The sequence below is a fragment of the Streptomyces sp. HUAS MS02 genome (assembly GCF_055702265.1).
Map to the genome: position 1 here is coordinate 5,503,265 of NZ_CM146747.1, position 25,451 is coordinate 5,528,715.

Annotated in this window: 25 protein-coding genes; 14 read left to right on the forward strand and 11 right to left on the reverse strand. The window is 71.8% G+C overall.

Features of this window, described 5'->3' with window-relative positions:
• Nucleotides 1-35: 35 nt before the first annotated feature.
• Complete coding sequence (locus ACZ9QC_RS23780) at nucleotides 36-2,288, reverse strand: acetate--CoA ligase family protein (RefSeq protein WP_472914966.1); 2,253 nt, start codon at nucleotides 2,286-2,288, stop codon at nucleotides 36-38.
• Nucleotides 2,289-2,710: 422 nt separating this feature from the next.
• Nucleotides 2,711-3,952: a flavin-containing monooxygenase gene (locus ACZ9QC_RS23785; protein ID WP_472914967.1), complete on the reverse strand. Its 1,242-nt coding sequence runs from the start codon at nucleotides 3,950-3,952 to the stop codon at nucleotides 2,711-2,713.
• Nucleotides 3,953-4,275: 323 nt separating this feature from the next.
• On the opposite strand from ACZ9QC_RS23785, the gene ACZ9QC_RS23790 reads away from it, so the two are divergent.
• The 5 genes from ACZ9QC_RS23790 to ACZ9QC_RS23810 all read left to right on the forward strand — a co-directional run bounded on the left by ACZ9QC_RS23790 (nucleotide 4,276) and on the right by ACZ9QC_RS23810 (nucleotide 8,386).
• The gene (locus ACZ9QC_RS23790) at nucleotides 4,276-5,757 is read left to right on the forward strand and encodes an AAA family ATPase (protein ID WP_472921780.1); all 1,482 of its coding nucleotides are present in this window, start codon (nucleotides 4,276-4,278) and stop codon (nucleotides 5,755-5,757) included.
• Between the two features lie 135 nt (nucleotides 5,758-5,892).
• On the forward strand, nucleotides 5,893-6,342 hold the full coding sequence (locus ACZ9QC_RS23795; RefSeq protein WP_472921781.1) for a DoxX family protein: 450 nt from the start codon (nucleotides 5,893-5,895) through the stop codon (nucleotides 6,340-6,342).
• Nucleotides 6,343-6,359: 17 nt separating this feature from the next.
• A complete protein-coding gene (locus ACZ9QC_RS23800; RefSeq protein WP_316727692.1) occupies nucleotides 6,360-6,818 on the forward strand; it encodes a Zn-ribbon domain-containing OB-fold protein in 459 nt (152 codons plus the stop codon).
• Between the two features lie 24 nt (nucleotides 6,819-6,842).
• Nucleotides 6,843-7,517 carry a GNAT family N-acetyltransferase gene (locus ACZ9QC_RS23805; protein WP_472914968.1) on the forward strand — a complete coding sequence of 225 codons (675 nt, stop codon included), beginning with the start codon at nucleotides 6,843-6,845 and terminating at the stop codon, nucleotides 7,515-7,517.
• Nucleotides 7,514-8,386 carry a class I SAM-dependent DNA methyltransferase gene (locus tag ACZ9QC_RS23810; protein WP_472914969.1) on the forward strand — a complete coding sequence of 291 codons (873 nt, stop codon included), beginning with the start codon at nucleotides 7,514-7,516 and terminating at the stop codon, nucleotides 8,384-8,386. Before ACZ9QC_RS23805 ends, ACZ9QC_RS23810 begins: the two co-directional genes overlap by 4 nt.
• A 108-nt stretch (nucleotides 8,387-8,494) precedes the next feature.
• On the opposite strand, the gene ACZ9QC_RS23815 is transcribed toward ACZ9QC_RS23810, so the two are convergent.
• From ACZ9QC_RS23815 to ACZ9QC_RS23825, 3 genes are all read right to left on the reverse strand, one after another.
• The gene (locus tag ACZ9QC_RS23815; protein ID WP_472914970.1) at nucleotides 8,495-9,253 is read right to left on the reverse strand and encodes a pyridoxine/pyridoxamine 5'-phosphate oxidase; all 759 of its coding nucleotides are present in this window, start codon (nucleotides 9,251-9,253) and stop codon (nucleotides 8,495-8,497) included.
• A 13-nt stretch (nucleotides 9,254-9,266) separates the two neighbouring features.
• Nucleotides 9,267-9,692, reverse strand: coding sequence for a pyridoxamine 5'-phosphate oxidase family protein (locus ACZ9QC_RS23820; protein WP_472914971.1), 426 nt, complete (start codon nucleotides 9,690-9,692; stop codon nucleotides 9,267-9,269).
• Nucleotides 9,693-9,773: 81 nt separating this feature from the next.
• A complete protein-coding gene (locus tag ACZ9QC_RS23825) occupies nucleotides 9,774-10,940 on the reverse strand; it encodes a thiolase C-terminal domain-containing protein (RefSeq protein WP_472914972.1) in 1,167 nt (388 codons plus the stop codon).
• A 192-nt stretch (nucleotides 10,941-11,132) separates the two neighbouring features.
• Here ACZ9QC_RS23825 and ACZ9QC_RS23830 point away from each other — a divergent pair, with 192 nt between their 5' ends.
• Nucleotides 11,133-12,545, forward strand: a complete 1,413-nt coding sequence (locus ACZ9QC_RS23830; RefSeq protein ID WP_472914973.1) for an acyl-CoA dehydrogenase family protein — start codon at nucleotides 11,133-11,135, stop codon at nucleotides 12,543-12,545.
• Between the two features lie 23 nt (nucleotides 12,546-12,568).
• A complete protein-coding gene (locus ACZ9QC_RS23835) occupies nucleotides 12,569-13,057 on the forward strand; it encodes a nitroreductase/quinone reductase family protein (protein WP_472914974.1) in 489 nt (162 codons plus the stop codon).
• A gap of 166 nt (nucleotides 13,058-13,223) precedes the next feature.
• On the opposite strand, the gene ACZ9QC_RS23840 is transcribed toward ACZ9QC_RS23835, so the two are convergent.
• Nucleotides 13,224-13,871 (reverse strand): TetR family transcriptional regulator, encoded by a 648-nt coding sequence (locus ACZ9QC_RS23840; protein ID WP_472914975.1) that lies wholly within the window; start codon nucleotides 13,869-13,871, stop codon nucleotides 13,224-13,226.
• A 426-nt stretch (nucleotides 13,872-14,297) separates the two neighbouring features.
• Between ACZ9QC_RS23840 and kbpA the strand changes: the two genes are divergently transcribed.
• Entirely contained in the window at nucleotides 14,298-15,173 is an 876-nt protein-coding gene (gene kbpA, locus ACZ9QC_RS23845) for an AfsK-binding protein KbpA (protein WP_472914976.1), read from the forward strand.
• A 347-nt stretch (nucleotides 15,174-15,520) separates the two neighbouring features.
• Nucleotides 15,521-17,863: an outer membrane protein assembly factor BamB family protein gene (locus ACZ9QC_RS23850; protein WP_472914977.1), complete on the forward strand. Its 2,343-nt coding sequence runs from the start codon at nucleotides 15,521-15,523 to the stop codon at nucleotides 17,861-17,863.
• Nucleotides 17,864-17,973: 110 nt separating this feature from the next.
• Here ACZ9QC_RS23850 and ACZ9QC_RS23855 read toward each other — a convergent pair whose 3' ends face one another.
• The gene (locus tag ACZ9QC_RS23855) at nucleotides 17,974-18,183 is read right to left on the reverse strand and encodes a hypothetical protein (RefSeq protein ID WP_472914978.1); all 210 of its coding nucleotides are present in this window, start codon (nucleotides 18,181-18,183) and stop codon (nucleotides 17,974-17,976) included.
• A 627-nt stretch (nucleotides 18,184-18,810) separates the two neighbouring features.
• Between ACZ9QC_RS23855 and ACZ9QC_RS23860 the strand changes: the two genes are divergently transcribed.
• Nucleotides 18,811-19,317 (forward strand): hypothetical protein, encoded by a 507-nt coding sequence (locus ACZ9QC_RS23860; RefSeq protein ID WP_472914979.1) that lies wholly within the window; start codon nucleotides 18,811-18,813, stop codon nucleotides 19,315-19,317.
• Between the two features lie 11 nt (nucleotides 19,318-19,328).
• Nucleotides 19,329-19,916, forward strand: coding sequence for a hypothetical protein (locus ACZ9QC_RS23865; RefSeq protein ID WP_472914980.1), 588 nt, complete (start codon nucleotides 19,329-19,331; stop codon nucleotides 19,914-19,916).
• Nucleotides 19,917-19,925: 9 nt separating this feature from the next.
• Here ACZ9QC_RS23865 and ACZ9QC_RS23870 read toward each other — a convergent pair whose 3' ends face one another.
• The 3 genes from ACZ9QC_RS23870 to ACZ9QC_RS23880 are packed head-to-tail and all read right to left on the reverse strand — an operon-like array spanning nucleotide 19,926 to nucleotide 22,297.
• A complete protein-coding gene (locus ACZ9QC_RS23870) occupies nucleotides 19,926-20,708 on the reverse strand; it encodes an enoyl-CoA hydratase/isomerase family protein (protein WP_472914981.1) in 783 nt (260 codons plus the stop codon).
• Entirely contained in the window at nucleotides 20,705-21,121 is a 417-nt protein-coding gene (locus ACZ9QC_RS23875) for a Zn-ribbon domain-containing OB-fold protein (RefSeq protein WP_472914982.1), read from the reverse strand. Before ACZ9QC_RS23875 ends, ACZ9QC_RS23870 begins: the two co-directional genes overlap by 4 nt.
• Nucleotides 21,122-21,148: 27 nt before the next feature.
• Complete coding sequence (locus tag ACZ9QC_RS23880) at nucleotides 21,149-22,297, reverse strand: lipid-transfer protein (RefSeq protein WP_472914983.1); 1,149 nt, start codon at nucleotides 22,295-22,297, stop codon at nucleotides 21,149-21,151.
• Nucleotides 22,298-22,424: 127 nt separating this feature from the next.
• On the opposite strand from ACZ9QC_RS23880, the gene ACZ9QC_RS23885 reads away from it, so the two are divergent.
• The 3 genes from ACZ9QC_RS23885 (at nucleotide 22,425) to ACZ9QC_RS23895 (ending at nucleotide 24,767) form a co-directional block, all read left to right on the forward strand.
• Nucleotides 22,425-24,092: a fatty acid--CoA ligase family protein gene (locus tag ACZ9QC_RS23885; protein ID WP_472921782.1), complete on the forward strand. Its 1,668-nt coding sequence runs from the start codon at nucleotides 22,425-22,427 to the stop codon at nucleotides 24,090-24,092.
• Between the two features lie 88 nt (nucleotides 24,093-24,180).
• Nucleotides 24,181-24,399 (forward strand): hypothetical protein, encoded by a 219-nt coding sequence (locus ACZ9QC_RS23890; protein ID WP_215456223.1) that lies wholly within the window; start codon nucleotides 24,181-24,183, stop codon nucleotides 24,397-24,399.
• Nucleotides 24,396-24,767 carry a fic family toxin-antitoxin system, toxin component gene (locus tag ACZ9QC_RS23895; protein ID WP_215456222.1) on the forward strand — a complete coding sequence of 124 codons (372 nt, stop codon included), beginning with the start codon at nucleotides 24,396-24,398 and terminating at the stop codon, nucleotides 24,765-24,767. The genes ACZ9QC_RS23890 and ACZ9QC_RS23895 overlap by 4 nt, the downstream gene beginning before the upstream one ends.
• 257 nt (nucleotides 24,768-25,024) lie before the next feature.
• Here ACZ9QC_RS23895 and ACZ9QC_RS23900 read toward each other — a convergent pair whose 3' ends face one another.
• On the reverse strand, nucleotides 25,025-25,270 hold the full coding sequence (locus ACZ9QC_RS23900) for a hypothetical protein (RefSeq protein WP_472914984.1): 246 nt from the start codon (nucleotides 25,268-25,270) through the stop codon (nucleotides 25,025-25,027).
• Between the last annotated feature and the right edge of the window lie 181 nt (nucleotides 25,271-25,451).

The window sequence follows — 25,451 nt, forward strand, 5'->3', positions numbered from 1 at the left end:
TGGGTGTGTGCGGTGCCTTCCTCGCGCGTCGGCGCTCAGCGGCACACTGCCAGCGCGTCCAGGGCCACCGCCCCCTGCCCCCTCGGCAGCACCATCAGGGGGTTGATGTCCAGCTCCGCTATCTGGTCCCCGAGTTCGAGCGCCATGCGCTGCACGCGGAGCACGACCTCCACGAGGGCGTCCACGTCGGACGGGGGAGCCCCGCGCACCCCGTCCAGCAGGGCCCGCCCGCGCAGTTCGGCGAGCATGGCGTGGGCCTGGTCCTCGCCGAAGGGCGGCACCCGTACGGCGGAGTCGCGGAGCACCTCCACGAGGACACCGCCGAGGCCGACGGTGACCGTGGGCCCGAAGAGGTCGTCGTGGGTCACGCCCACGACCATCTCCACGCCCCGCTCCACCATCTGGCACACCAGTACCCCGTCGAGGGAGACGTCCTCGTAGCGGGCGATGTCGGTGAGTTCGCGATAGGCGTCGCGGATCTGGCTCGCGGAGGTCAGGCCGATCTTCACCAGGCCGAGCTCCGTCTTGTGGGCGATGCTCGCGCCGGACGCCTTCATCACCACCGGGTAGCCGACGAGGCTCGCCGCGCGTACGGCCGCCGCCGCGCTGGTCACCAACTGCTCGCGCGGCACGCGGATGCCGTACGCCCGCAGCAACTGCTTGGCCGCGTGCTCGCTCAGCTGCTGCCCCGGCCGCATCAGCGCCTGCGCCTTGCGGAAGGAGGGCGAGGGGGAGCGGGGTGCCTCGTCGAAGGGGGAGCGGTAGGCGGCCGTGAAGCGGGAGTGGTCGAGGTGGGCGCGGACGGCCGTGATGCAGTTGGCGAAGGTGCGGAAGGTCGCCACCCGGGACGACCCGAGCAGCGTCTCGCGGTACGCGGCCTCGGTGCCCACCGGCGACCCCCACACCACGCACACCAGCTTGTCCGTCCGCTCCGCCGCGTCCACCAGGTCCTGGGCGAGCTTGTCGCTCATGGGCGGGAAGGGGCCGGTGATGGGGCAGATCAGCACCCCCACCTCCGGGTCGTCGAGGATCGCGTCGAGGATGCGGGGGCCGCGCCAGTCGCCCACCGGGTGGCCGCCGTTGTCGACGGGGTTGGCGACGCTCAGATAGTCGGGGATCCACTGGTGCAGCTCGGCCTGCTTGGCCTCGGAGAGTGTGGGGAGGGGCAGTCCGGCCTCGGTGGCCAGGTCGGCGAAGTGCGCGCCCGTGCCGCCCGAGATCGAATAGACGACGACGCCTTCGGGCCTCGCCACGGGCGACCCCGGGACGCGCGGTCGCCCCGCCCGTGCCAACAGGGTCGCCGTGTCCTGGAGTTCGTCGAGCCCGTCGACGCGGATCACTCCGAACTGCCGCATCGCCGCGTCGACGACTGCGTCCGCGCCGGTGAGCTTGCCGGTGTGGGAGGCGGCGGTCCGGGCGCCGGTCTCGGTGCGGCCGACCTTGACGGCGACGACGGGGACACCGCGCCGGGCGGCACGGTCGGCGGCGAGGAGGAAGGCGCGGCCGTCCTTGAGGCCCTCGACGTACGCGGCGATGGCGCCCACCTCGGGGCGTTCGGCGAAGTAGGAGATGAAGTCGGCGGTCTCCAGGTCGGCCTCGTTGCCGGTGGGGGCCCAGTGGGAGAGGCGGATGCCGAGTTCCTGGAGGGAGAAGACGGGGCGGCCCTGGTGGCCGGACTGGGTGATCAGTGCGATCGCCGGGCCGTCGAGGTCGTCGCGGAAGCGCTCGAAGGCGTTGAGGTTGGTGTTGGGGCCGAGCAGCCGCAGGCCGTCGGCCCGGGCCACGGCGGCGGCCAGCCGCTCCTGGGCGGCGGCGCCCTCCGCGCCGGTCTCGGCGAAGCCGGAGGCGAAGGCGACGGCGAACTTCACCTTGGCCTCGGCCAGTTCGCCGATCACGGGGAGGGGGTCGGAGACGAGGAGGACGGCGAGGTCGACCTGTTCGGGCAGCGCGGCGACGGAAGGGGCGCAGGGGATGCCGAAGACCGACTCGCGGGTGGGGTGCACGGGGTGGAGCCGGGCGCCGACGCGTTCGGACCAGGCGAGCAGTTGGCGGGTGATCCCGGTGTTCGGCCGGCCCTCCGCGTCCGAGGCGCCGACGACGGCCACGGACTCCGGCCGGAAGAAGCGGTCCAGATCGGGGACGCCTGCGTACAACGGGCGTCCGCTGACATCGAGGTCGCCGGCCTCGGCGGGCCTGCCGTGCACGACCTGTGCGGGGTGCTCGCCGCACGCGATGGCCCGGGCCCGGCGGGAGTCGGTGGTGAGGGTGCCGTGGGTTGATCCAAGCATCGGTCCGCCCGCTCCTGTGTGACAGCCAATTCAGTGACGTGGCGACGTTCACGTATCTGACGACACGTCAGATTTCAGACTACTGAACTGACGCCCTGTCAGGAATGGGCGTGCGAGCAAAGCTACGCGGCAGTAAGGAGGTTGTACCCATGCTGGGCGGCGGTCAGACCTGTGACCGGGGCGTCCGGCGAACGACGATCCGGCGATCGGGGGCGTCCGCAAACGGCGACTCGGAGATCGGGGTCGCCCGCGAACGACGACTCGGTGATCGGGGATCGAGCTCGCCCGACGCGGGGTGCGTCCGATGCCGACGGGGCCCGCCCGTCGCGGGCGCGCGGGCGCCTGGAAGCGTTCGCCGGCGTTGGGGCGGTGGCCGGACCGTTGGGGCGTTCGCCGGGCCGTGGGGGCGGTGGCCCGGTTGGTCAGCGTGCGGTGCGGATTCGTACGGTGATCGCGTCGAGGGTGGCCACCCCGCCGGTCCTGGTGACCGCCTTGGCGATCTTCTCGGCGTCGAGGGCGAGTTCGCGGAGCATGCCGCTGATGGGGTTGGTGAAGCCGGTGAAGTACAGGCCGGGGGCGTTCGCGGGGGTGCGGGCGCCGTGTACGACGGGCTTCCCGCGCTCGTCGAGCACGTCGAGGTGTCCGACGAGTCCCTCCAGGGCCCGCCGGTAGCCGGTGGCGGCGATCACGGCGTCGGTCTCGACGCGGGTGCCGTCGCCGAGGGCGACCTTGCCGTCCTCGAACCCCTCGACCGGGCCGACGATCTCGACCTTCCCCTTCCGTACGGCGTCGATGAGGCCGACGTCCTGCACGGGGACGGCGCCCTCGTGCACGCGGGAGTAGAGGCCGGTGTCGGGCCGGGCCAGGCCGTGTGCCGACAGGTCCGGCACGCTGAGTCTCGCCATCGGCTTGGCGAGCCGGTCCACGAGGGCGACCGGCAGCCGCCGTACGAGGACACCCGTGTACTGGGCCGCCCACCCGGCGGTCGACCGGCGCACGATGTGCGGGGCCGTCCGCACCGCGAGCCGGACGCGCGCAGCCCCGCCCTCGACGAGGTCGACGGCGATCTCGGCGCCGGTGTTGCCGATGCCGACGACGAGGACGTCCCGGCCGGCGTAGGGCTGCGGGTTGCGGTACTCGGCGGCGTGCACCAGCTCGCCCTGGTACGAGTCCCGGCCGGGCCAGTCGGGGATGTGGGGCGTGTGGTTGTAGCCGGTGGCGACGACGACCGCGCCGCCGGTCAGCTCGCGGCCGCCGGTGGCGTGCAGCAGCCAGCCGGTGCCGTCCGCGCCGCGCTCGACGCGGGAGACCTCGACGCCCGTGACGATCTCCAGCCGGTGCACCTCGGCGTACTTCTCCAGGTACCGCACGACGTCGTCCCGGGAGGTCCACCGGCCGAAGCGGCGCGGCATGGGCAGGCCGGGCAGCGCCGACAGGCGCCGGGTCGTGTGCAGGCGCAGCCGGTCGTAGTGCCGCCGCCAGGACGCCCCGACCTTGTCCGACTTCTCCAGCACGACCGCCCGCACGCCCCGGGCCCGCAGCGCGTACGCGACGGCCAGTCCACCGGGTCCGCCGCCGATCACGTAGACGGGGCGGTCGGCGGGGGCGGGGGTCGCGGGCCCCGCGGACGCGGTGGAGTCGGCGGGGGCAGTGGAGTCGGCCATGTGCCTGAGCGTATTCACCTGCTCACTTGTTGGGTCTCGGTCAAGACCGGAATTGGTTGCGGATTGATCACGGGTGTAGGAGGGGTGGGTGGGGTCGGTGGCGTAGTCCGCTCGGAATGTGGGGGGAGGGTGTCTCCGAGCGAAGTGCAGGTGTTAGGAGTATCCTCCTTAGGGATGTACTCCTAAGGAGGGCCGTGCAGCAGGGACCGCCGGGTAAGCCGTCACACGTATTCGACCGGGCCGCGGAGTGGAACGCCCTCACCGCCTTCGCCGGACGCACGCTGTCGCACGCCATGCTCGGGATCGTCAGCGGCAGACGGCGCATGGGCAAGACCTATCTGCTGCGGGCACTCGTCGAGGAACGGGGCGGGTTCTACTTCGGGGCGACGGCCGGGACCGCGGCGGAGTCCCTGCGTCAGTTCAGCGCCGCGCTCGCTGATTTCGTGGGGTCCCCCGTGCCTTTCTCGTTCGCCGACTGGGACGACGCGGTCTCCTATCTCTTCGGACTCGCCGTGCCCGAGGCGGCGGCCGCCCCCGCCCAACGGGGCGTCCCGGCCGCCGGTCGGCAGGGTGCCGACGCGTCTTCGAGGTCCGGTGCGTCTTCGGCGTCCGGAGCATCATCGGCGTCCGGCGCGCCGTTCCTCGTGGTCATCGACGAGTTTCCGTACCTGGCGAAGGTCGCCCCGGAGCTGCCGTCGCTCATTCAGCGTGAGATCGACCGTTTTCAGGCCGAGCGGAGCACGATGAGGCTTCTGCTGTGCGGTTCGGCGATGTCCGTGATGGGTGGGCTCCTCGCGAGCACCGCACCCCTGCGCGGCCGGGCGCAACTCGAACTCGTCGTACGCCCCTTCGGCTACCGGGCGGCAGCCGACTTCTGGGGTGTCGCGGCCGAACCCGCCCTGGCCGCCCGGCTGCACGCCGTCCTCGGGGGGACGCCCGCCTACCGTCGCCAGTTCCTGGCGGACGACGTTCCGGTGAGCCTGGGGGACTTCGACGACTGGATCTGCCGCACGGTCCTGTCGCCGTTCAGTCCACTCTTCCGGGAAGCGCGCTATCTGCTCGCCGAGGAGGCCGACATCCGTGATACCGCGCTGTACCACTCGGTACTCGCGGCGGTCGCCCAGGGAAACACGACGCGCGGTGGCATCGCGGGCTACATCGGTCGCAAGTCCGTCGACATCTCGCATCCGCTCAACGTCCTGGAGGACAGCCACCTGCTCGCCCGCGAGGCGGACCTCTTCCGGGCGGGGAAGTCGCAGTACCGAATCGTCGAGCCACTGATCAATTTCTACGAGGCGGTCATGCGTCCTTCCTGGACGCGGCTGGAGAGCGGGCAGGCCGCGGAGGTCTGGGCCGGCTCGGCGGAGCGCTTCGCGGCGCAGGTGACAGGGCCGCACTTCGAGGCGATGTGCCGGGAGTACGTGCTCGGTCCGGGGCGGTCCTTGCTGCGTAGCTCCCTGGGGGAGGTCGGCGGCGGTGTGGTGAGCGATCCGAAGACGCGTCGACAGATCCAGGTCGACGTGGCCGTGGTCGAGCAGGGAAGCGGAGGGAGCCGTCCGGCCGTTGCCCTGCTCGGCGAGGCCAAGTGGGGGACCGTCATGGGGATCCCGCATCTGGAGCGGCTGCGTCGGGCGAGGGACCTGCTCGTGGGGCGGGGCATGGACGCGGGGCACTGCCGACTGGTGTGCTTCGGCGCGGCGGGTTTCAGCGACGCGCTCCGAGCGGAGGCGGAGGGCGGACACGTGTCGCTCGTCGGACTGGACGAGCTGTACGGGCGCGCCATGCCGATGGGGTTCGTTCCGTAGAACACGGGGCGGACGGGACTTCGCGGGAGCGCCTGCGGGTCCTGTCGGCCGGTGCGCGTCTCTTGCGCATCCATCCCCCATCCGCTGAACTGACGTACCGTCAGATTCCCGCGTGGGTGCGGAAGGGCGATGTCCATGGAGACGATCTGGCTCAGCGGTGCCGAATGGGTGGCCGTGCTCCGTATCGGGCTCGGGCTGTGGTGGCTGGAGAGCTGGCGGCACAAGGACAAGAGGGCCTGGTTCCAGGAGGGGGCCGGGATCGCCTGGGCGGCGGGGGTCGCGGAGAAGCATCGGTGGGGAGCGGTGCGCGGTGGGTTCGACGTGGTGGTCAGGCCTCGGCAGAAAGTCATGGCCTATGTCGTCGTCTACGCCGAACTCGCCCTCGGGCTGGGGCTGGTGCTCGGATTCCTCACGCCGATCGCGCTCGTCGGCGGGCTGGTGCTCAATCTCCTCTATCTCGTGCTGATGATCCACGACTGGGCCGAGCAGGGGCAGAACTCGATGATGGCGCTCATCTCGGTCGTGGCACTGTTCGGGATGTCGTGGCAGACGTGGTCGGTGGACAGCGCGTTGGGGCTGTTCTGACGCGGGAGGGGAGCCGGATGGTGAGGGGTGGCGAGGGCGTGCGGTTCGATCAGCCGGAGGCCGACGGCCTCAGTCGTACGTACTGGGACGCCGCCGCCGACGGGCGGTTGCTGCTGCGGCGGTGCGGGGCGACGGGCTGTGGACGCGCCCACCACTACCCGCGCGAGTTCTGCCCCTACTGCTGGAGCGAGGACGTGCGGTGGGAGGAGGCCTCCGGGCGCGCCGTGCTCTACACCTGGTCCGTCGTCCACCGCAACGACCTGCCGCCCTTCGGCGAGCGGACTCCGTACGTCCCCGCCGTCGTCGACCTCGTCGAGGGTCCCCGGATGATGACCGAGGTCGTGGAGGAGCCCGGGGAGAAGGTCGGCGAGAAGACCGGGGAGAAGGCCGGTGGGCTGCGGGTGGGGATGGAGCTGGAGGTGGTGTTCCGGGAAGCGGGGGAGTTCGTGGTGCCCGTATTTCGCGCGCGTTCGTGAGGCGGTACGCGTTTCAATGGGCGGGTGAGCCGTACTGATGAGTGTGTGCCGGATCCCTGCCCTGAACCTACTCCCGAACCCTCTCCCGGCCCTTCCACCGGAACGTCCACCGACTCGTCCACCGGCTCTTCCGCCGAGCCGTACGGGCACGGACTGCGCCTGTGTGCCTGGGACGCCGAGTCCGACGCCGATGTCGAGGCGTGGCTGCGGGGGCGTACCGACCCCGATTTCCGGCGATGGAACACCCCTCTGGTGTGGGACGCGAGTTTCGAGGGCGCCCGGGAGTCGCTGCGGCGGCGCGCCGAGTCCGACGCGGAGGGCACGACCGTGGCCTTCCGGATCGCGGACGTGGAGAGCGGCGCGACCCTCGGGCAGGTCGGGCTGAGCGGGATCGACGCGCACATGCGCCGGGCCGTCGTCGGCTACTGGGTGCTGCCCGAGGCCCGTGGCCGCCGGGTCGCCACCCGGGCCCTCGACCTCGCCGCCCGCTGGACGTTCACCGAACTCGGCATCCACCGGCTCGAACTCGACCACGTCGTCGGCCATGCCGCGTCCTGCCGTATCGCCGAGCTGTGCGGGTTCTCGTACGAGGGGCTCATGCGCGGGGCGGCGTTCGCCGAGGGGAGCCAGGACGAGTTCCGGGACGCCCACCTGCACGCCCGACTGGCCACGGACCCGACCCCGGAGGGGATTCGATGAGCTCGGACAACGGAAACGGGAGCAAGAGCGAGAACGAGAGCGGGAACGGGAGCGGGAGCGGGAGCGGGAGCGGGAGCGGGGACGGCATCGTGGACGAGTACGAGACTGTCGACGACCCCGACGGGTACTTCGGGGAAGCCGTCGCCGCGCACTACGACGGCCCCTCGGACGACCCCTCCGACGAGGTGTTCGGCGCGGACGCCGTCAACCCTGTCGTGGACCTGATCGCCGGCCTCGCGGGCGCGCCGGGAGGGGACGCGCGGGCGTTGGAGTTCGGGATCGGCACCGGGCGGATCGCGCTGCCGCTCGCCCGGCGGGGCGTGCCGGTGCACGGGATCGACCTCTCGCGGGCCATGGTGCGGCGGCTGCGGGCCAAGCCGGGCGGCGACGGCATCGGCGTCACCGTCGGGGACTTCTCCACGGCACGGGTCGGCGGTCCCGGGTTCACCGTCGCCTACCTGGTCTTCAACACGATCGGCAATCTGACCACGCAGGACGCGCAGGTGGAGTGCTTCCGCAACGCCGCCGCCCATCTCGTGCGGGGCGGTCACTTCGTCATCGAGGTCGGGGTGCCGGACCTGCGCAGACTGCCGCCGGGGCAGAACGCGGTGCCGTTCCGGGTCGGTCCGCAGCGGCTGGGGTTCGACACGTACGACGTGGCGACGCAGGGGATGCGGTCGCACCATGTGACGGTCGTCGACGGGCGGACGGAGTACCGGTCGATCCCGTTCCGGTACGTCTGGCCGGCCGAGCTGGACCTCATGGCGCGGCTGGCCGGGATGCGGCTGCGGGACCGGTGGGCGGGGTGGAAGGGGGAGCCCTTCACGAACGACAGCACCAAGCACGTGTCGGTGTGGGAGAAGGTCTGAGGGCGAGATGTCGTTCGGTCGACGGGCCCGTGGACATGTCGGCGGGCGTGCCGGTCGACGGGCCGTGGACACGCCGGTGCGTGCCGGTGGGCGTGCCCCTCGGCGGCCTCAGGGCCACAGTAGCTCCGTGGCCCAACCACCGCTTGTGCGAAGGTAGTTGAGCCGTACGTGGCGGCGCTTCGCGTCCCCCTGGAAGAACTCCACCTCGTCCGGCTCCACGACGTACGCCGTCCAGGAGGGCACGGGCACGTCCGGTTCCCGCTCGGCCCGTGCCCAGGCGGCCTCCGAGGCGCGCTCCAACTCCTCGTACGAGGACAGGACCTCGCTCTGGTGCCCCACGAGGGCGGCGGCCAGCGCACCCGTCGACCGGGCGTGCAGGTCGGCGTGGGCGACCTCGGCGGGCTCGACCGCGACAGGGCCCCGCACCCGTACCTGGCGGCCGAGGAGGGGCCAGTAGAAGCCGAGGGACGCGTACGGCCGGTGCGCGAGCTGCCGGCCCTTGCGGCTTCCGGCGTGGGAGGCGAAGTGCCAGCCGCGCGCGTCCACGTCGTGCAGCATCACCGTACGGACGTCCGGCCGCCCCTCCTCGTCGGCCGTGGCCAGCGACATCGTGTGCGGCTCCACCTCCCCGGCCGCCACGACGTCCCCGAACCAGGCGGCGAAGAGCGGCACCGGCTCGGCGGGGGCCGTGGCCGGGTCGAACAGGGGCAGGGCGCTGACCTGCGGATCCCAGACGCGCAGCCCACGCAGCGCCTGGACGAACGCGGACGGCTGGGACGGGGTGGGTGCGGATGCGGATGCGCGGGCGGATGAGGGTGCGGCCTGGGCGTGGAACTCGGGCTGGGGGCGGGAAGGGGGCTCGATCATGGGTGGGACGGTCTCACACCGTGCCCAGGTCGGACGAGACCCACCGTTCGGGGCGCATGTGGATGACGACCTGGTCGCCGTGGTTGGCGGAGGAGAAGTCCACGTACCCGTCGACCTTCTCGGGCGGGAGGTAGCGGGCGGAGATCTCCCGGAGCTCGCCGAGGGTCGCGGGGGTCGTGTCGGTGACGGGGCCCTCGACGGAGACGTAGCGGATGGTGGGCTCCAGCCGGTCGATCATCAGGGTGAAACGTCCGGCGGCCTGGATCAGCCGGTTCTTGCGGGAGTCCCGGCCGGTCATGACCCAGATGTCGCCGCCGGGCTCGTACTGGTACCAGATCGGCACCGTGAGCGGGGCCCGTCCGTCCCCCGCGTCCACCGCCAACGCGGCCACATGAGCCTCGGCCAGAAACTCCTCGCGCTCCTTGCGGGACAGTGCCATGTCACTTCCTCCGGAATGCCTGGGGCGTTCTCTCTGCCGAGTCACCTCAGCAACCCGGCTCCGCCGCCTGTTCCCGGCCGCTCACCCCCGTCCCAGCACCACCGTCCCCGACGAGCAGAACCAGCCACCCGTGCCCGAGGCGACGGCCAGGCCGGGGAGGGCGCCGCTGGGGGTGTGGATCTGGTGGGATCCCGCCTCGCCGCGTAGTTGGCGTACGGCCTCCACCAGCAGGAAGAGGCCGCGCATGCCGGGGTGTTGGGCGGAGAGGCCGCCGCCGTCGGTGTTGACGGGGAGGTCGCCGGTCAGCGTCAGGCGGTCCTTCTCCACGAAGGCGCCGCCCTCACCCTTGGCGCAGAACCCTAGGTCCTCCAGGGCCACGAGGGTCATGTACGTGAAGGCGTCGTAGATCTCGGCGAAGTCGATCTCCGCGGGTCGCACTCCGGCGCGTTCGAAGGCCAGGCGCCCGCTGACCGCCGCCGGGGAGACGGTGAAGTCGGGCCACTCGGACATGGTCGTGTGCGAGGTGTACTCGCCGGTGCCGAGGATCCAGACGGGGGTCGTCGGCCGGCAGTCCCGCACGTACTCCTCGGCCGCCAGCACGACCGCCGCGCCCCCGTCGGAGCGGATGCAGCAGTGCAGCTTGGTGAAGGGGTCGGCGATGGGCGCGGACGACAGCACGTCGTCGACCGTGATCGGCGTGCGGAACATCGCCTCGGGGTTCGCCGCAGCGTTCGCCCGGGCCTGTACGGCCACCGAGGCCAGCTGTTCCAGGGTCGTGCCGTACTCGTGCATGTGGCGGCGCGCGGCCATGGCGTACTTGGCGATCAGGGTGTGCCCGTAGGGGACCTCGTACTGGAGGGGACCGCGCGCCCCGAAGGAGAGGGTGCCGGTCCGGCGCCCCGCCTTGATGTCCGCGCGGGCCGTGGAGCCGTAGACGAGGAGGACGACGTTCGCGTGCCCGGCGGCGATCGCGTCCGCCGCGTGCGCCGCCATCACCTCCCAGGTCGAGCCCCCGACGGACGTGGAGTCCACCCAGGTGGGTCGCAGGCCCAGATACTCCGCCACCTCCACCGGGGCCAGCGTCCCGAGGCCGGCCGAGGCCAGGCCGTCGATCGCGGTGCGGTCCAGCCCCGCGTCGGCGAGGGCCCGGCGGGCCGCCTGCGCGTGGAGCGCGTACGCGGTCGCGTCGTCCACCCGGCCGCAGTCGGACAGGGCGACGCCGGCGATCGCGACGTTTCGTCGGCTCATGAATCTGACGGTACATCAGATCTGGGGTTCGTGAACCTGGGCGGCCTGGGCGGCCCGGGCAGTCTGTGTTGCCTGTGTCGACTTCGTCGGTGACTCTGCGCGCCAGCCCTGTGCTTCGGTGGGCTTCCGGCCTAATATGACGGACCGTCAGATCCGGAGAGCGTAGCTGGGGGAACGGAAGGGGGACCGTCCATGGATGCCCGCTTCACCGCCGAGCAGGAGGAGATCCGGCGCACCGTAAGGGAGTTGCTGCTCAAGCGCTGTGGTCCGGAGGAGGTCCGGGCCGCCGTGCGGACGGAGGCGGGGTACGACGCCGGGCTGTGGGCCGCCCTCTCCGACCAGCTCGGGCTGCCGGGGCTCGCACTTCCCGAGCCGTACGGCGGCGTGGGGTGCTCGATGACCGAACTCGCCCTGGCGGGAGAGGAGGTGGGGCGATCGCTGGCGCCTTCTCCCTTGCTGTCCACCTCGGTCCTCGTCGCTCCTCTGGTCCTCGCCCTCGGCAGCGAGCGGCAGCGTGCCGAACTGCTGCCTCTGCTCGCCTCCGGTCGGCTCACCGGCGCCCTCGTGGTGGCGGGCGGCGCTCTCTCCATCGCGCTGGCCCTGACCGGGGACAACAGGGGTGCCTGGTCGGGCGGCGGTCGGGCCGGCGGCGTCCAGGCACGCAGGGACGGGGACGGGTGGCGGCTCTACGGGGAGGCCGGGCAGGTACTCGACGGGCACAGCGCGGGACTGCTGGTCGTCGCCGCGCACGTCGGGGGGTACGCCCGCTCGCGGACTCTGCTGTTCGCCGTACGGGCGGGGAGAGGGGAGGGTGGGGACGGTGTGGGGGTCGGTCCCGGGGTCGGCGCCGGGGACTGCGGCGGGGACGGCGGTGGGCTCGTGCGGGTGCGGCAGACCTCCGTCGACGAGACGCGACCGGTGGCCCGGCTCGAACTGCGCGATGCGCGGGGCGAGTTGCTGGGTGACGATGACGAGGCTGACGTGCCGGGCGCCCTGGCTCGGGTCGGGGACGCGGCGGCGGCCGTGCTCGCCGCGGAGGCCGTGGGCGCCGCCGACCGGGTGCTGGAGCGGACGGTCGCGTATGTGATGCAGCGGGAGCAGTTCGGGCGGCCGATCGGGTCGTTCCAGGCGGTGAAGCACCGGCTCGCGGAGGTGTACGTACGGGTGCGGGCGGCCCGGTCGGCGGCGTACTACGCGGCCTGGGCGGCCACCGCGGCCCCCGGAGCGGGTGGTCGGGGCGGTGAACGGGGCGGCGAGCGGGTCGGTGGGCTGGCGCTCGCCCAGGCGCTGGAGGCCCTGCGGGTGGCCGCCGGGGAGGGGATCCAGCTGCACGGCGGGATCGGGTTCACCTGGGAGCACGAGGCACAGCTGTACTTCAAGCGGGCGGCCGGGGACGAACTGCTCTTCGGGCCGGTGCACCGGCTGCGGGGGCGGGCGGCCGACGTGGCGGGGGTCTTCACGGGCGAGGGGCGGGCTCGCGACGGTCGGGCCGGCGAGGACTGTGACCGTGCGGGCGGGGAACGTGACGGCCAGGGTGTCGGTGGACGGGGTCCCGGTGGGCGGGAGCCCGACGGGCGGGGTGTACGCGAGGAGGTGCGGGGCTGATGGCTTCGAGAGGTGCTGCGGGGATGACCGTGGGGATCAAGGACATGGGCGTACGGCTGGTGCAGAAGGTGTCCTCGGCACCCGTGTTCGCCCGGGTCGCGCCGCACGTCATACCCGCTCTGGACCGTGCTGTGCACCGGGTCACCCGGGGCCGGGTGCTGCTCAGCGCGCAGTTGCTGCCCGGGGTCGTGCTGACCGCGACCGGTGCGCGCAGCGGCGTGCCGCGTCGTACGCCGCTGGCCTGTATGCCCGAGGACGCGGGCGGCAGTTGGATCCTCGTGGGGTCGAACTTCGGTCGCCCCGGTCACCCTGCCTGGAGCGCCAACCTGCTGGCCCACCCCGACGCCGAGATCAACTGGAAGGGGCAGGACATCCCCGTCACCGCGCATCTGCTGGCCGGTGAGGAACGGGCCGCGGTGTGGAAGGAGTTGCTGCGGTTCTGGCCGCCGTACTCGACGTATCAGGCCCGGGTGGACCGGGAGATACGGGTGTTCCGGATCGTGCGCCGCTGAGGGTTGCCGAGTGCTGCGGGTTGTCGAGCGCTGAGGGCAGCCGAGCGCCGAGGGCAGCCGAGCGCTGAGGGGCCGGTCCCGTGAACGCGGCAGGCGGCACTCCTCGGGTGAGGGTGCCGTCTGCGTGACAGGAATCGCGTCCGGGGGCGTGCCCGGGGGCTCCTGGCTACTTCGTGGGCTTCTTGCCGGTGATGCCCAGGTGGACCAACAGGGCCAGGTTGGGCTTCAGTTCGGCCTGCTTCACGCCCCAGGTCTGGAAGCCCTTCTGGTGGCCGGAGACCGAGGCGAGCATGGCGACGAGGGAACCGGCGAGGGCCGCCGGGTTCACGTCCTTGTCGACGCGGCCCTTGGCCTGGAGCTCGGCGACCGTGTCCGAGAGGGAGTTGGTGACCGAGTTCAGGATCTTCATGCGGATCTTGTAGAAGCGTTTGTCGCCCTCGGCGGCGCCCAGGTCCACGACGCGGAGGATGGCGTCGTTCCTGCGCCAGAACTCCAGGAATCCGTCGACGAGTTCCTGGGCTGTCTGCCAGCCGGCCTTGCCCACCCAGGAGCGGCCTTCGAGGAGACGCGTCAACGTGGCGCCCTCGGCGGCCATTTGCTCGGCAATCTCCAGGACGGCGCCCTCGACGTCCGGGAAGTACTGGTAGAAGGTCGCGGGTGAAGTGCCCGCCTTCCGGGCGACATCAATGACTTTGACGTCCCGGTAGGGCGACGAGCTGAGCATCTCGCTGAGGCAGTCGAGCAGCTTCTGCCGAGTCGCCTGCCCTCGTCGGCCGGCCACGCGGCCGTCGACGGTACGCACTTGTCCTGTCATGCCGTCAGCTTACCGAGGGGTGATCGGAGCGCGATTCGGCCGAGTGCAAATGGGGAGTGTGGGCTTCACCAAGGGGTTCGGGGGGTGGGGAGGGGGTGGTTTGGCCAATTTCTTTCGCCCCCGCCGCCCCTACCCGTCCCATCCTCAAGGGGCTGTGCCCCTTCGACCCCCCAGGTGTCCGTCCGGTGGGGGCTGGTCGCGCAGTTCCCCGCGCCCCTGAAAAGCGGGGCTACGCCCCTGCTTTTCCCCTGGAAAGGGCCGCAGGTCCCTTTCCAGGGGCGGGGGAACTGCACGAGCAACCCCCACGCACCCGCGGCCGCCGGCGCACCCGTACCCCGAGTTCCCAGGCGCCCCACCCGGAGGGCACCCCACGCGAGCGGACGCGCCCGGCGCGCGCGCCGTCACGTACGCCTTTAGCTTGGGCCTATGGCCGATGAGACCCCGTATCCCGAGGGTGTCCCCTGCTGGGTGGACGCCCAGTTGCCCGATGTGGAAGCGGGCAAGCGGTTCTACGGCGAACTCTTCGGGTGGACCTTCGCGGTGGCCCCCGGGAACGGCGCGCACGAGGTGTGGGCGCACGTCGAGGGCGCCCCCGTCGCCGCCCTCGCGCCCAAACCCGACGGCCGCCTCCCCACGGTGTGGACGGTCCACTTCGCGACCCCGGACGCGCTCGCGCTCACCGCCCGGATCGTCGCGGCCGGCGGTCAGGTGATCACCCCGCCCACCCCGGTCGGCGGCCTCGGTACCGCCGCGCTCGCCACGGACCCGGAGAGCGCGGTCTTCGGCCTCTGGCAGGCCGCCGCGCACCCCGGCTTCGGCCGGCGCCACGAGCCCGGCACGTTCGCGTGGGCCGAGCTCTACACCCGTGACACCAAGGCGGCCAACTCCTTCTACGCCCATCTGTTCCACGAGGCCCTCTTCGGCCCGGACGCCACCCCCGACTTCGGCCGCGCCACGCTCACGGACGTCTTCCCGGCGGAGATGCCGCCGCACTTCCTGGTCCACTTCGGCACGGAGGACTGCGAGGCCGCGCTCGGGACCGTCAGCAGGCTCGGGGGCCGGGTGCAGGTGCCGCCGTTCGACACCTCGTACGGAAATGTGGCGGTCGTCACGGACAATCAAGGGGCGTCGTTCGCGCTGCTCCAGCGGACGGACGACAACGGCTGGCGGGAGGCCCCGCAGGCGGCGGATCAGGCCGAACAGCGTCCGGACGAACTGCGCCAGCGAGGGGACGACCGGCGCGAGGACGAGACGCGGTCGGCGGGGGAACGCGCGGCGAACGGCCCGGAGGGTGAGGGCTGACCAGCGGGAAGACCGCCGAGTTGCGCGTTGTGGACAGTGTTGCGGCCGGTTGCGCCTCTGCGGCCATGGGGGAGTGAAGAAACCCGCGGGCGGGCAGGCGTACTGGGTTGTGCGCCGGTGGTACGTCGCCCGCCGAGCAGTCCCACCATCCGGGCTCCCACTTCCCGAGGGGTGGACGACGTGGTTTTGTCCTGAGACACCCCGATCCGCACCCGGGTTAGCAACCTGCCCCCGGTAGCAGGAAGAATCGGGGTGCGTGCCGCCATGGCGGTGCGGTGGTGAGACGCTGCACGGGGTCGCGCGCACAACGTGGGTGACGCGGTCCGTACGGGGAGGTGGCAGGGCAAGTGGTGGATCAGCTGACGCAGCACGATCCGCGGCGGATCGGGCCGTTCGAAGTGCTGGGACGGCTGGGGGCCGGCGGCATGGGGCTGGTCTATCTGGCGCGCTCGGCGTCGGGTCGGCGCGTGGCGATCAAGACCGTGCGGACCGAGCTCGCGGAGGACCAGCTCTTCCGGGTCCGATTCACGCGTGAGGTCGAGGCGGCCCGCGCGGTGTCCGGTTTCTACACGGCCGCCGTGGTCGACGCCGACCCGCGTGCCGCCGTGCCGTGGCTGGCGACCGCGTACGTCCCCGCGCCCTCGCTCGAGGAGATAGTGAACGACTGCGGGCCCATGCCGGTCCAGGCCGTCCGCTGGCTCGCCGCGGGGGTGGCCGAAGCCCTCCAGTCCATCCACGGCGCCGGACTCGTCCACCGTGACCTGAAGCCCTCCAACGTGCTCGTCGTCGAGGACGGGCCGCGCGTGATCGACTTCGGCATCGCCTCCGGGGTGTCGAACACGCGCCTGACGATGACGAACGTAGCCGTCGGTACACCGGCGTACATGTCGCCCGAGCAGGCGAAGGACTCGCGGAGCGTGACCGGCGCGAGCGACGTCTTCTCGCTCGGTTCGATGCTCGTCTTCGCCGCCACCGGGCACGCGCCGTTCCACGGCGCCAACCCGGTCGAGACCGTGTTCATGCTGCTGCGGGAGGGGCCGGACCTCTCCGGGCTCCCGGACGATCTGCGCCCCCTCATCGAGTCCTGTATGCAGATGGACCCGACCGCGCGCCCCAACCCCGCCGACCTCCAGGCGCAGCTCGCGCCCCACCTCTTCGGCTCCGGCTCGGACGACAGCGGTACGGCGTCGGCGTGGCTGCCCGAGAAGGCGGTCAGTCTGATCGAGACCCGCCGGGGCGGACGGCCCGCCGCCAAGCCGCAGCAGGCCTCCGGCGGCCGCAGCGGCGGCGGGGCCCGCCCCGCGCCCGTACCGCCGCCCCCGCCCTCGTACGACCCCGCGCCCGTCGGGCTCGGCGCCCCCGACACCGGGCCGGTGCGGCTCGCCGGCGGTCAGGTGCCCATCGGGCCCGGTCCGCGCGTCGCCGACGCCCGCGCCGCGGCCGTGAAGGCGCCCCCTCCCGAGGCCGGTCTCGCCGCGTCCTGGTCCCGGCCGCGCGCCGGCGTGAACGGCGCCGACCCCGCGCCGGCCGTGGCCCCGCCCGCCCCGGAACCGGCCGCCTCCGGCTGGCGCCCCTGGCGTTTCCGCATGTCGAACGACGTCTGGGGCACCCCGTCCGTCGCCGACGACCTCGTCTACGTCACCTCCTTCGAGGTGCACGCCCTGGACGTGGGCACCGGACGGCGCCGCTTCAAGACCCGGGACGTCGCCTGGTCGATGGCGGTCGCGGACGGACGTATCCACGCCTCCGACGGCCCGACCCTCTTCGCGCTCGACGCCCGCGAGGGCGCCGACCTGTGGCGGCTGTCCACGGACGCCTGGGTGTACTCGCTGAAGGCCGACCGGGGCACGGTGGTCACCGCCACCCGGGGCGGCGGCGTCCAGGGCTGGGAGGCGTCCAACGGGCAGAAGCTGTGGGAGCTCACCGGCGCGCAGACCGACTTCGAGACCCCGGAGGCCGGGCCGGTCGTCCAGGACGGCACGGTCTACGTCTGGAAGGACGCCCGGCTGCGCGCGCTGGAGGCCCGTACGGGCGAGGAGCGCTGGTCGTACCCGATCGGCGACGCGGCCTCCTGCGGGGGCGTCCCGGTGCGGCTGACACCGGCCTCCGACGGCTACGTCTACATCGCCGCCGGCAGCCGCGTCCTCGCCGTCGACATCGCCGGCGGCCATGTCCGCTGGCACTTCGAGGCCCCGGCGGTGTTCCTGTCCGCCCCCACGTTCGCGCCGGGTCCCGCCGTGACGGGCGGCGGTGTCTACCTCGCCGACTACCTCGGCACGGTCTACGCCCTCGACGCGACCGACGGCCGTGACCGCTGGCGCATCGCGACGGAGTCCCGCTCCTCCCTGGAGCCGGTGCTGGTGGCCGCCGGGCACGTCCACGTCGGCAGCGGCAAGGGCCTCTACACCCTGGACGCGGTCACGGGAACGCCCAAGTGGCGCTTCCAGGCGGGCGGCGAGATCGTCGGCGCCCCGTCGGTGGCGGAGGGCCGTATCCACTTCGGCTCCACCGACCACCTCCTCTACACGCTGAAGGCCGACGACGGCCGACTGCGGTGGAAGCTCGCCACGGGCGGAGAGATCACCGGATCGCCGGTCGTCAAGGACGGCGTCGTCTACGCCTGCAGCAAGGACCGGTGCGTGTACGCGCTGGACGCGGAGAAGGGCACGGGGACGGCCCGGACGAGCTGACGGCGGCCCCGGGGCCCGGGGCCCCGGTAACGGCGAAGCCCCTGAAGGAGCGAAGCTCCTTCAGGGGCGCGGCGCCGTGGTGCGGACGCCGTGGGTCAGACGCTGCCGGGTCAGAGAGAGACGCTGACGCTGGCGTGGTTGTACTGGGCGAGGGTGCCCAGGACCTCGTTCTTGACGCCCTCGACCTGGCTGACGAGAGTCGCGTCGCTGACAGCCGTGGGGCCGACGACGAGGCTGGCGTGCGGGTCCAGGCCACCGGAGACGTTGTCGAGCTCGGCGTCGGAGATCTCAACGGTCTCGAACAGGGGAGCGGAGTTCATGAGGAAACTTCCCTTCGCATGGATGATCCATAAGGGGGGTGGCACCGCTGGGGACTAGCGGGCCTCGGCCGCAGGATCAAAGCACGGAGCACGCCGGGCAGCCAGTCAACCGGACTACGCATCCAGTCAGTCGAACGAGAAGGCGACGCATCTGTGCGTGCGCGCACACGACTTGAGGACACCTTCTCCATGTGTGGCGCGGTATCGGACGCGACCGAACACTGCCACCGGCATTCCCGAGCAGGGCACTTCACACCAACCTCACCGATCACACCAACCACAGCAACATTCGGCATGCCCTTGCGCGGACGCGTCGCGCGGCGTGATCCGCCCATGGATTCGCTGTGCAGATTTTCGGAAGCCCGAAACCGAGCCGCCGCCTCGGGCACGGCAGATGCCGCGCGCAGGAGGGTGGAGGGTTACGGAGAAGGAGGGTTACGGAGGCGGTGGGCTCCGCCGCGCCCCGCTCGCCGCTCTCTCGGCCTCGCGGTACCGGTCGCCGGAGGGTCCGCTCGGGCCGTAGGAGGGCTCCCTGTGCTGTTAGGGTGACGTGCGCCTGCCAGGGGACGTGGGTCCTGTTTGCAGGTGTGACATCAAATCGACGCTACTCAACGGGGGTTGAGCTACGTGCAGTCTCGTCATGTCCGGGCAATAGCGGTCTTCGGTATCGCCGTGTTCGCGCTCACCGGAGCACGCGGCTCCGGCGGAGCAGGCTGCTCCGGTGGCTCCTCGTCGTCCAGTTCGTCCAGCTCCAGTGGGGGCGGCAGTGACAGCGGCGGGACGAGCACCACGGGCGGGAGCACCACCACGGGGACGGGCGGATCGTCCAGCTCCAAGGGGGCCGCGCGCGATCTGAAGATCGAGACCTGCGAGTACGACAACGGCCTCGCCGCCCGTGTCCGCGCCACCAACAGCAGCGCGACCAGCACGTACACCTACAAGTTCGAGGTCAAGTTCACGGACACCGACGGCAAGCACGTCGCTACGACCGAGGGCGGCGCCATCCGGTCCGTGCCCGCCGGGGAATCCGACGTCCTCAGCGTCAAGGTGATCGAGGGCTCGGTGGACGACAGCGCCTTCGCGGCTGGTGGCGGCACCTGCAAGCTGACCAACCTGTCGCGTACGGCTGAGTGAGGGCGTCGCTCATGCACGAGCAAACACGGGCGCGCGGACTGAAGTTCGCGGCGATGACGGTGATCGTCGTGCTCACGCTGACCGGATTCTCGACCCGAAGCAGTGGCGGCACGAGCTCCAGCGGCGGCAGCAGCGACGGCGGCGGCGGAGGTGGCTGCAGCAGCTCCTCCCAGGACCACGACAGCTCGTCCTCCTCGTCCGGCGGCAGTACGTCGGGCCTGGGCAAGAGCGATGACGACTACGACGACGACTCGTACGACGACAGCTATGACGACTCGTACGACGACTCGTACGACGACAGCGGTACCGCCAAGCCCCAGGACTCCCCCGAGGACGGCACCGCCAAGCTGATCAGCTGTGCGACCGTGAAGACGCCGTACGCGACCGTCGAGGTCACGAACCCGAACGCGTACGAGGCGGACTTCCTGGTCGAGGTGACCTTCGACGACGGAAAGGACACCTTGGTCGACTCGGTCACCCAGAAGGTCACCGTGCCCGCGAACGGCACGGCCGAGGCCGAGGTGAACGTGGATGCCGGTGTGGTCGCCTCGGTGAAGGAATGCGAGGTCGACTCCCGGGCCCTGTGGACGAGCAGTTGACGGACGCTCCTACCGGACGCGGGCCTCGCCACTCGACCGGCGGCTCGTGAACAACTCGGCCTGCCGGTCCGGCGACTGGTTGCCCAGCGACACCAGGTGCGGGGCGTACGCGAGAGCGTGCGCCCTGGCCGCTTCCTGGGCGGCCCAGCAGGCGCGGACGGTGCCCTGGACCGCCTCCGGGGGGTATCCGGCGATCACCTCGGCGCACCGTAGGGCCGCCGTGACCGCCCCGCCGGGTTCCGTCAGCTCCGAGACCAGCCCCACCTCGTACGCCCGCCGTGCGGACATTCGCTCGGCGGTGCCCATCAGTGCCATGCGCGCTGCCTCGGCGAAGGGCATCCGCTGGGCCATCAGGATCGACTCGAAGGCGCTGACCATGCCGTAGGTGGTGTGGGGGTCGAAGAAGGTGGCGGAGGGGTCGGCGACGAGGAATTCCGACTCGCCCAGGAGGTAGAAGGCTCCGCCGCAGGCCATGCCGTTGACGGCGGCGATCAGGGGTTTCCAGCAGTCGTTGGACTTCGGGCCGATCCTGAGGAGGGGGTCCTCGATCGTGTAAGGGGAGTTCGGCTGCGGGACGGCGCCCGCCGCGTCCCGGTCGAGGCCCGTGCAGAAGGCGCGTTCGCCCGCGCCGGTCACGACGACCGCCCGTACCGTGTCGTCGAACCTCAGCTCCTGCCAGAAGAGGGACAGTTGTTCCGCCGTCGGCAGGTCGATCGCGTTCAGCCGGTCCGGGCGGTCCAGGGTCAGCACCGCCACGCCCGTGGCCTTGTCCGTCGTCGTGCGCAGGGTCACGGCCGCTCCAGTACCCACTGGGGGAGGCCGGTGGAGGTGAACACCACCTGCACCCTGGCCCCGATCCGGATCCGTTCGGCCGGTACCGAGTCCAGGCGGGCGCCCGGCCCGCTCACCAGGTTGCCGACGAGACGGATGCGCGGGGCGTCGGCCAGTTCGACCAGGACGACGTGGTACGGGGCCTGCTCCGCGTAGTCGGGGAGCAGGGGCGGGTGGGGGCGGACGTACGACCAGATGCGGCCCCGGCCCGAGACCCGGCGCCACTCGGCCGCGAAGGAGCGGCAGTGCGGGCAGCAGGGGCGGGGCGGGAAGCGGAACTCGCCGCAGTCGGCGCAGGCCTGGACCCGTAGTTCGCCCTGCGCGGCGTAGCCCCAGAACGGTGCGCCGTCGTCGTCCACCACTGGTGTGAGCATCACAACTCCCGTCGGCCGATGGCTTGTTCAGTTGCGGAGCAGCAGAGCCGAGGTCGGTACCCCCTCGCCCGCCGTCACCAGGCAGGTCGCCGCGTCCGGGACCTGGGCGGTGCTCGTGCCGCGCAGCTGCCGTACGCCCTCGGTGATCAGGTTGAAGCCGTGCACGTACGCCTCGCTGAGGCCGCCCCCGGAGGTGTTGAGGGGGAGCCGGCCGCCCGTCTCCAGGGCGCCGCCCTCGGTGAACGCGCCGCCCTCGCCGCGCGCGCAGAAGCCGTAGCCCTCCAGGGAGAGGGGGATGAGGGCGGTGAAGGCGTCGTAGATCTGGGCGACGTCGATGTCGTCCGGGGTGATGTCCGCGTGCTTCCACAGGTGCCGGGCGGCGGTCCAGGCGGGGCCGGTCAGCGGGTCGTCGTTCCAGTAGTTGACCATGCCGTGGTGCTGGGCGGGCAGGCCCTGGGCGGCGGAGTGGACGTAGACGGGGGTGCGGCGGCAGTCGCGGGCGCGCTCGGCGGAGACCACCACGCAGGCCAGCGCGCCGTCCGTCTCCAGGCAGTTGTCGAAGAGGCACAGGGGTTCGCTGATCCAGCGGGAGTTCATGTACATCTCGCGGGTCAGCGGGCGCTCGTACATGATCGCGGCCGGGTTCTGGTTGGCGCGGTTGCGGCAGGCGAGGGCGACGTTGAAGAGGTGGTCGCGCGTGGTGCCGTACTCGTGCATGTGGCGGCGGGCCAGCATGGCTATCTCGTCGGCGGGGCGGAGCAGGCCGTAGGGGCGGGTCCACTGGGCCGGGGTGGGCAGTTGGACCGTGGTGTTCTTCCACGGGCGGGGGCCGGAGCCGCGTTTGCGGGACCGCCAGGCGACGCCGACCGTGGCTTGGCCGGTGGCGATCGCGGCGGCGAGGTGCGCGACCGTGGCGCACGAACCGCCGCCGCCGTAGCCGACCTTGCTGAAGAAGGTGAGGTCGCCGAGGCCCAGCGCCTTCGCCACCTCGACCTCGTCCGTCTCCTCCATGGTGTACGAGGCGAGCGCGTCGACCTCGTCCGGCGCGATCCCCGCGTCGTCGAGCGCGGCGAGGATCGCCCGGCACGCCAACGCCCGTTCCGTTTCCGGGAGTTGCTTGGCGAAGGGGGTCTGGCCGATGCCGACGATCGCCGTCGCGTCCTTGAGCACGGCCATGGGCGCACACCTCCGCACAGGCTCTGGCGCTGGGGATTCGGGCTGCTGACAGTCCGTCAGGGTACAGCTAATCTGACGGGTAGTCAGCTACCGGTTCGCGGTACGGAGGCCTGCGGTGAGCGGTGACATGGAGGCACGGCGCGGTGAGGCACGGCGCGGTGATCTGGAATGGGGGACCGTCCCGGGGCTGGTCCGCGCGGCGGCCCGGCGGTTCGCCGGGGTCGAGGCCGTCGTCGACGGGCGCACGCGGGTGTCGTACGCGGAGCTGGGCGCCCGGGTGGAGCGCGCGGCGGCCGCGTGCGTCGCGAACGGCGTGCGCGTCGGCGACCGGGTCGCCCTCTGGGCGCCGAACTCCCTGGACTGGATCGTCTCCGCGCTCGGCGCGGTCTCGGCGGGCGCGGTCCTCGTCCCGCTGAACACCCGCTTCAAGGGCGGCGAGGCGGCGGACGTGCTGGCGCGCAGCCGGGCCAAGCTGCTGTTCGTCACCGGCACGTTCCTCGGGACCTCGTACGTGGCCTCGCTCCGGCGCGCGGCGGGCGCGGACGGGGGGCGGCTGCGGGCACCGGGCGCCGGGAGCGTGTGCGAGCGGCCGGGGCCGCTGCCCGGACTCCCGCACCTGGAACAGGTGGTGGTGCTCTCGGACGACGCCCCCGCCGACTTCCGCACCTGGAAGGACTTCCTCGCGAGCGGCGACGGGGTGGGCGCGGCGGAGGTACGGGCGCGGTCGGACGGCCTGACGGGGGAGTCCCCCTCCGACATCATCTTCACCTCCGGGACGACCGGCCGTCCCAAGGGCGCGGTGATCACCCACGCGCAGACCCTGCGGGCGTACGAGGTGTGGAGCGAACTGGCCGGGCTCCGGGAGGGCGACCGCTATCTCATCGTGAACCCGTTCTTCCACACCTTCGGCTACAAGGCCGGGGTGATCGCCTGCCTCATGCGGGGCGCGACGATGATCCCCCAGCCGGTCTTCAACGTGGAGACGGCGATGGCCAACGTGGCCGCCGAGCGGGTTTCGGTGCTGCCCGGCCCGCCGACCCTCCACCAGTCCCTGCTGGACCACCCCGCCCGCGACGACTACGACCTGAGCGCCCTGCGTCTGGTGGTGACGGGCGCGGCGGTGGTGCCGCTCCGGCTCGTCGAACGGCTGCGGACCGAACTGCGCGTGGACACCGTGCTGACGGCGTACGGCCTGTCCGAGGCGTCCGGCATCGTCACGATGTGCCGGCGCGGCGACGAGCCGTCGGTGATCGCGTCGACGTCCGGGCGGGCGGTCCCGGGGGCGGAGGTGCGCGTCGTCGACCCGCTGGGCTCCCCGCTGCCGCCCGGTTCCCCCGGAGAGGTCCTCGTGCGCGGCTTCAACGTCATGCGCGGCTACTTCGAGGATCCCGCCGAGACCGCGCGCACGGTCACCGCCGACGGCTGGCTGCGCACCGGCGACATCGGCGTCCTGGACGAGGACGGCAACCTGCGGATCACCGACCGGGTCAAGGACATGTTCATCGTCGGCGGCTTCAACGCGTATCCCGCCGAGATCGAGCAACTCCTCGGCCTCCACCCGGACGTCGCGGACGTGGCCGTCGTCGGCGTCCCCGACGCCCGCCTCGGCGAGGTCGGCAAGGCGTTCGTCGTCCGCCGCCCGGGATCCCTGGTGACCGCCGACGACCTCATCGCCTGGTCCCGTCGGGAGATGGCCAACTACAAGGTACCGAGAACGGTCACGTTCGTGGGCGAACTGCCGCGCAACGCGAGCGGGAAGGTGGTCAAGGGGGAATTGCGAGGAAAGACAGGCTGACGGCGCTCGTTCCTGAGCGGGTCCGAGGGCGAGGCATGCCCGGTATCACCGGATAGCACGGCCTGGTATCTGGTGATACCGTCCTGGCATGGCCAAGACGCAGATCAACATCCGCATGGACGACGACACCGCCGAGATGGCGCGGCAGGCGGCGGCCACCCGGCGGATACCGGTCAACGAGTATGTCGAGCAACTCATCAGGAACGACAACGAGCAGGTGCGTGCCGTCTTCATGGCTGCCGCGCAGGAGGTGCTCGACGAGTACGGCGATCTCCTCGACGAGATCGAGGGGGAGTCCGGTAGGTGAACGTCGACATCGACCTCGCGTGGATCCTGGAGGTCGCGCAGCGGGCGGGCCAGGGCGACCCCGCCATCGACGACTACGGAGTGGCGGTCGCCGCCGTGGAACGGCATCGGGCGGTGCTCGTCGGTCAGGACGTGTACCAGGGTGTGTACGCCAAGGCGGCGGCCCTTGCCCACTCCCTCGGCCGCATGAGGTGGCTGGAGCGCTCGAACCTCCGGGTGGCGGTCGCGGTCGCCCACGCGTATCTGATCGCCTCCGGAGCCCCGGCCAAGCTGGATCAGCGGCGGGTTTCCGCACTGGCGACCGAGCTGAGGAAGGAGAGCTGCACCGCCGCAAGCGTGGCCGAGGTTCTCCGGTCGTGGGCGGTCTAGGCCCTGTCGTCAAATTCCCGTCGTCGCCCGAAGGGCGGCCCCGCGGCGTCAGGTGCGTGCTCTCGGCGTGCCGGGCACTGACCCGCGTACTGGACGTACTCGGGTCAGTGCCCGGTGCGTCGAGAGTGCGTGCATGGCGTCGCGGGGCAGACGGGAATTTGACGACAGGGCCTAGGGCCCCGGACACACCTCGGCCGCGGTGGCTCCCCCTCCGCGCCACCGCGGCCGATCCCCGTGGATACGGAAGTCCGGTGTGCCTACTTGCCGCCGTCGAGGTCGAGGGCGGGCGGGGCCGGCATGCTGTTGTCCAGGGTGGTGATGGCCTCGGTCCCGACCGGTTCGCTGGGCATGCTGTTGTCCAGAGGCTTGGCGACCGGCTTCTTCGGCGGCGTGGGCATGCTGTTGTCCATCGTCGTGATGGTCGCGGCATCGGTCTTGACCGGTTCGCTGGGCATGCTGTTGTCCTGGGTGGTGTTCTCCGCGTCCGTCTTCTTGTCGCTCATGGCCTGAGTTCCTCTGCTGTGGTGATGGGGCAGGAACGCCCGTCCGGAAGCTCCCCCGAGGGCCGCCGGACGGGCGAACCGGAGCGCACCCTAACCGGTGGCGCCCCAGCTCAGACCGTCTGCCCCCCGACGCGACGGTCTGGCAGGTAAGAGACTGCCTGGCGGAGATAAACGAATACTG

Excerpts from the sequence above, each read along its gene's own strand:
- ACZ9QC_RS23840 (WP_472914975.1), bottom strand. The coding sequence starts at position 13,871 with ATGACAGGACAAGTGCGTACCGTCGACGGCCGCGTGGCCGGCCGACGA.
- ACZ9QC_RS23810 (WP_472914969.1), top strand. The coding sequence starts at position 7,514 with ATGAGCTCGGACAACGGAAACGGGAGCAAGAGCGAGAACGAGAGCGGG.
- ACZ9QC_RS23880 (WP_472914983.1), bottom strand. The coding sequence starts at position 22,297 with ATGGCCGTGCTCAAGGACGCGACGGCGATCGTCGGCATCGGCCAGACC.
- ACZ9QC_RS23780 (WP_472914966.1), bottom strand. The coding sequence starts at position 2,288 with ATGCTTGGATCAACCCACGGCACCCTCACCACCGACTCCCGCCGGGCC.
- ACZ9QC_RS23830 (WP_472914973.1), top strand. The coding sequence starts at position 11,133 with ATGGATGCCCGCTTCACCGCCGAGCAGGAGGAGATCCGGCGCACCGTA.
- ACZ9QC_RS23820 (WP_472914971.1), bottom strand. The coding sequence starts at position 9,692 with ATGGCACTGTCCCGCAAGGAGCGCGAGGAGTTTCTGGCCGAGGCTCAT.
- ACZ9QC_RS23790 (WP_472921780.1), top strand. The coding sequence starts at position 4,276 with ATGGGCAAGACCTATCTGCTGCGGGCACTCGTCGAGGAACGGGGCGGG.
- kbpA (WP_472914976.1), top strand. The coding sequence starts at position 14,298 with ATGGCCGATGAGACCCCGTATCCCGAGGGTGTCCCCTGCTGGGTGGAC.
- ACZ9QC_RS23855 (WP_472914978.1), bottom strand. The coding sequence starts at position 18,183 with ATGAACTCCGCTCCCCTGTTCGAGACCGTTGAGATCTCCGACGCCGAG.
- ACZ9QC_RS23835 (WP_472914974.1), top strand. The coding sequence starts at position 12,569 with ATGACCGTGGGGATCAAGGACATGGGCGTACGGCTGGTGCAGAAGGTG.
- ACZ9QC_RS23900 (WP_472914984.1), bottom strand. The coding sequence starts at position 25,270 with ATGAGCGACAAGAAGACGGACGCGGAGAACACCACCCAGGACAACAGC.
- ACZ9QC_RS23875 (WP_472914982.1), bottom strand. The coding sequence starts at position 21,121 with ATGCTCACACCAGTGGTGGACGACGACGGCGCACCGTTCTGGGGCTAC.
- ACZ9QC_RS23885 (WP_472921782.1), top strand. The coding sequence starts at position 22,425 with ATGGAGGCACGGCGCGGTGAGGCACGGCGCGGTGATCTGGAATGGGGG.
- ACZ9QC_RS23785 (WP_472914967.1), bottom strand. The coding sequence starts at position 3,952 with ATGGCCGACTCCACTGCCCCCGCCGACTCCACCGCGTCCGCGGGGCCC.
- ACZ9QC_RS23865 (WP_472914980.1), top strand. The coding sequence starts at position 19,329 with ATGCACGAGCAAACACGGGCGCGCGGACTGAAGTTCGCGGCGATGACG.
- ACZ9QC_RS23815 (WP_472914970.1), bottom strand. The coding sequence starts at position 9,253 with ATGATCGAGCCCCCTTCCCGCCCCCAGCCCGAGTTCCACGCCCAGGCC.
- ACZ9QC_RS23795 (WP_472921781.1), top strand. The coding sequence starts at position 5,893 with ATGGAGACGATCTGGCTCAGCGGTGCCGAATGGGTGGCCGTGCTCCGT.
- ACZ9QC_RS23800 (WP_316727692.1), top strand. The coding sequence starts at position 6,360 with ATGGTGAGGGGTGGCGAGGGCGTGCGGTTCGATCAGCCGGAGGCCGAC.
- ACZ9QC_RS23890 (WP_215456223.1), top strand. The coding sequence starts at position 24,181 with ATGGCCAAGACGCAGATCAACATCCGCATGGACGACGACACCGCCGAG.
- ACZ9QC_RS23825 (WP_472914972.1), bottom strand. The coding sequence starts at position 10,940 with ATGAGCCGACGAAACGTCGCGATCGCCGGCGTCGCCCTGTCCGACTGC.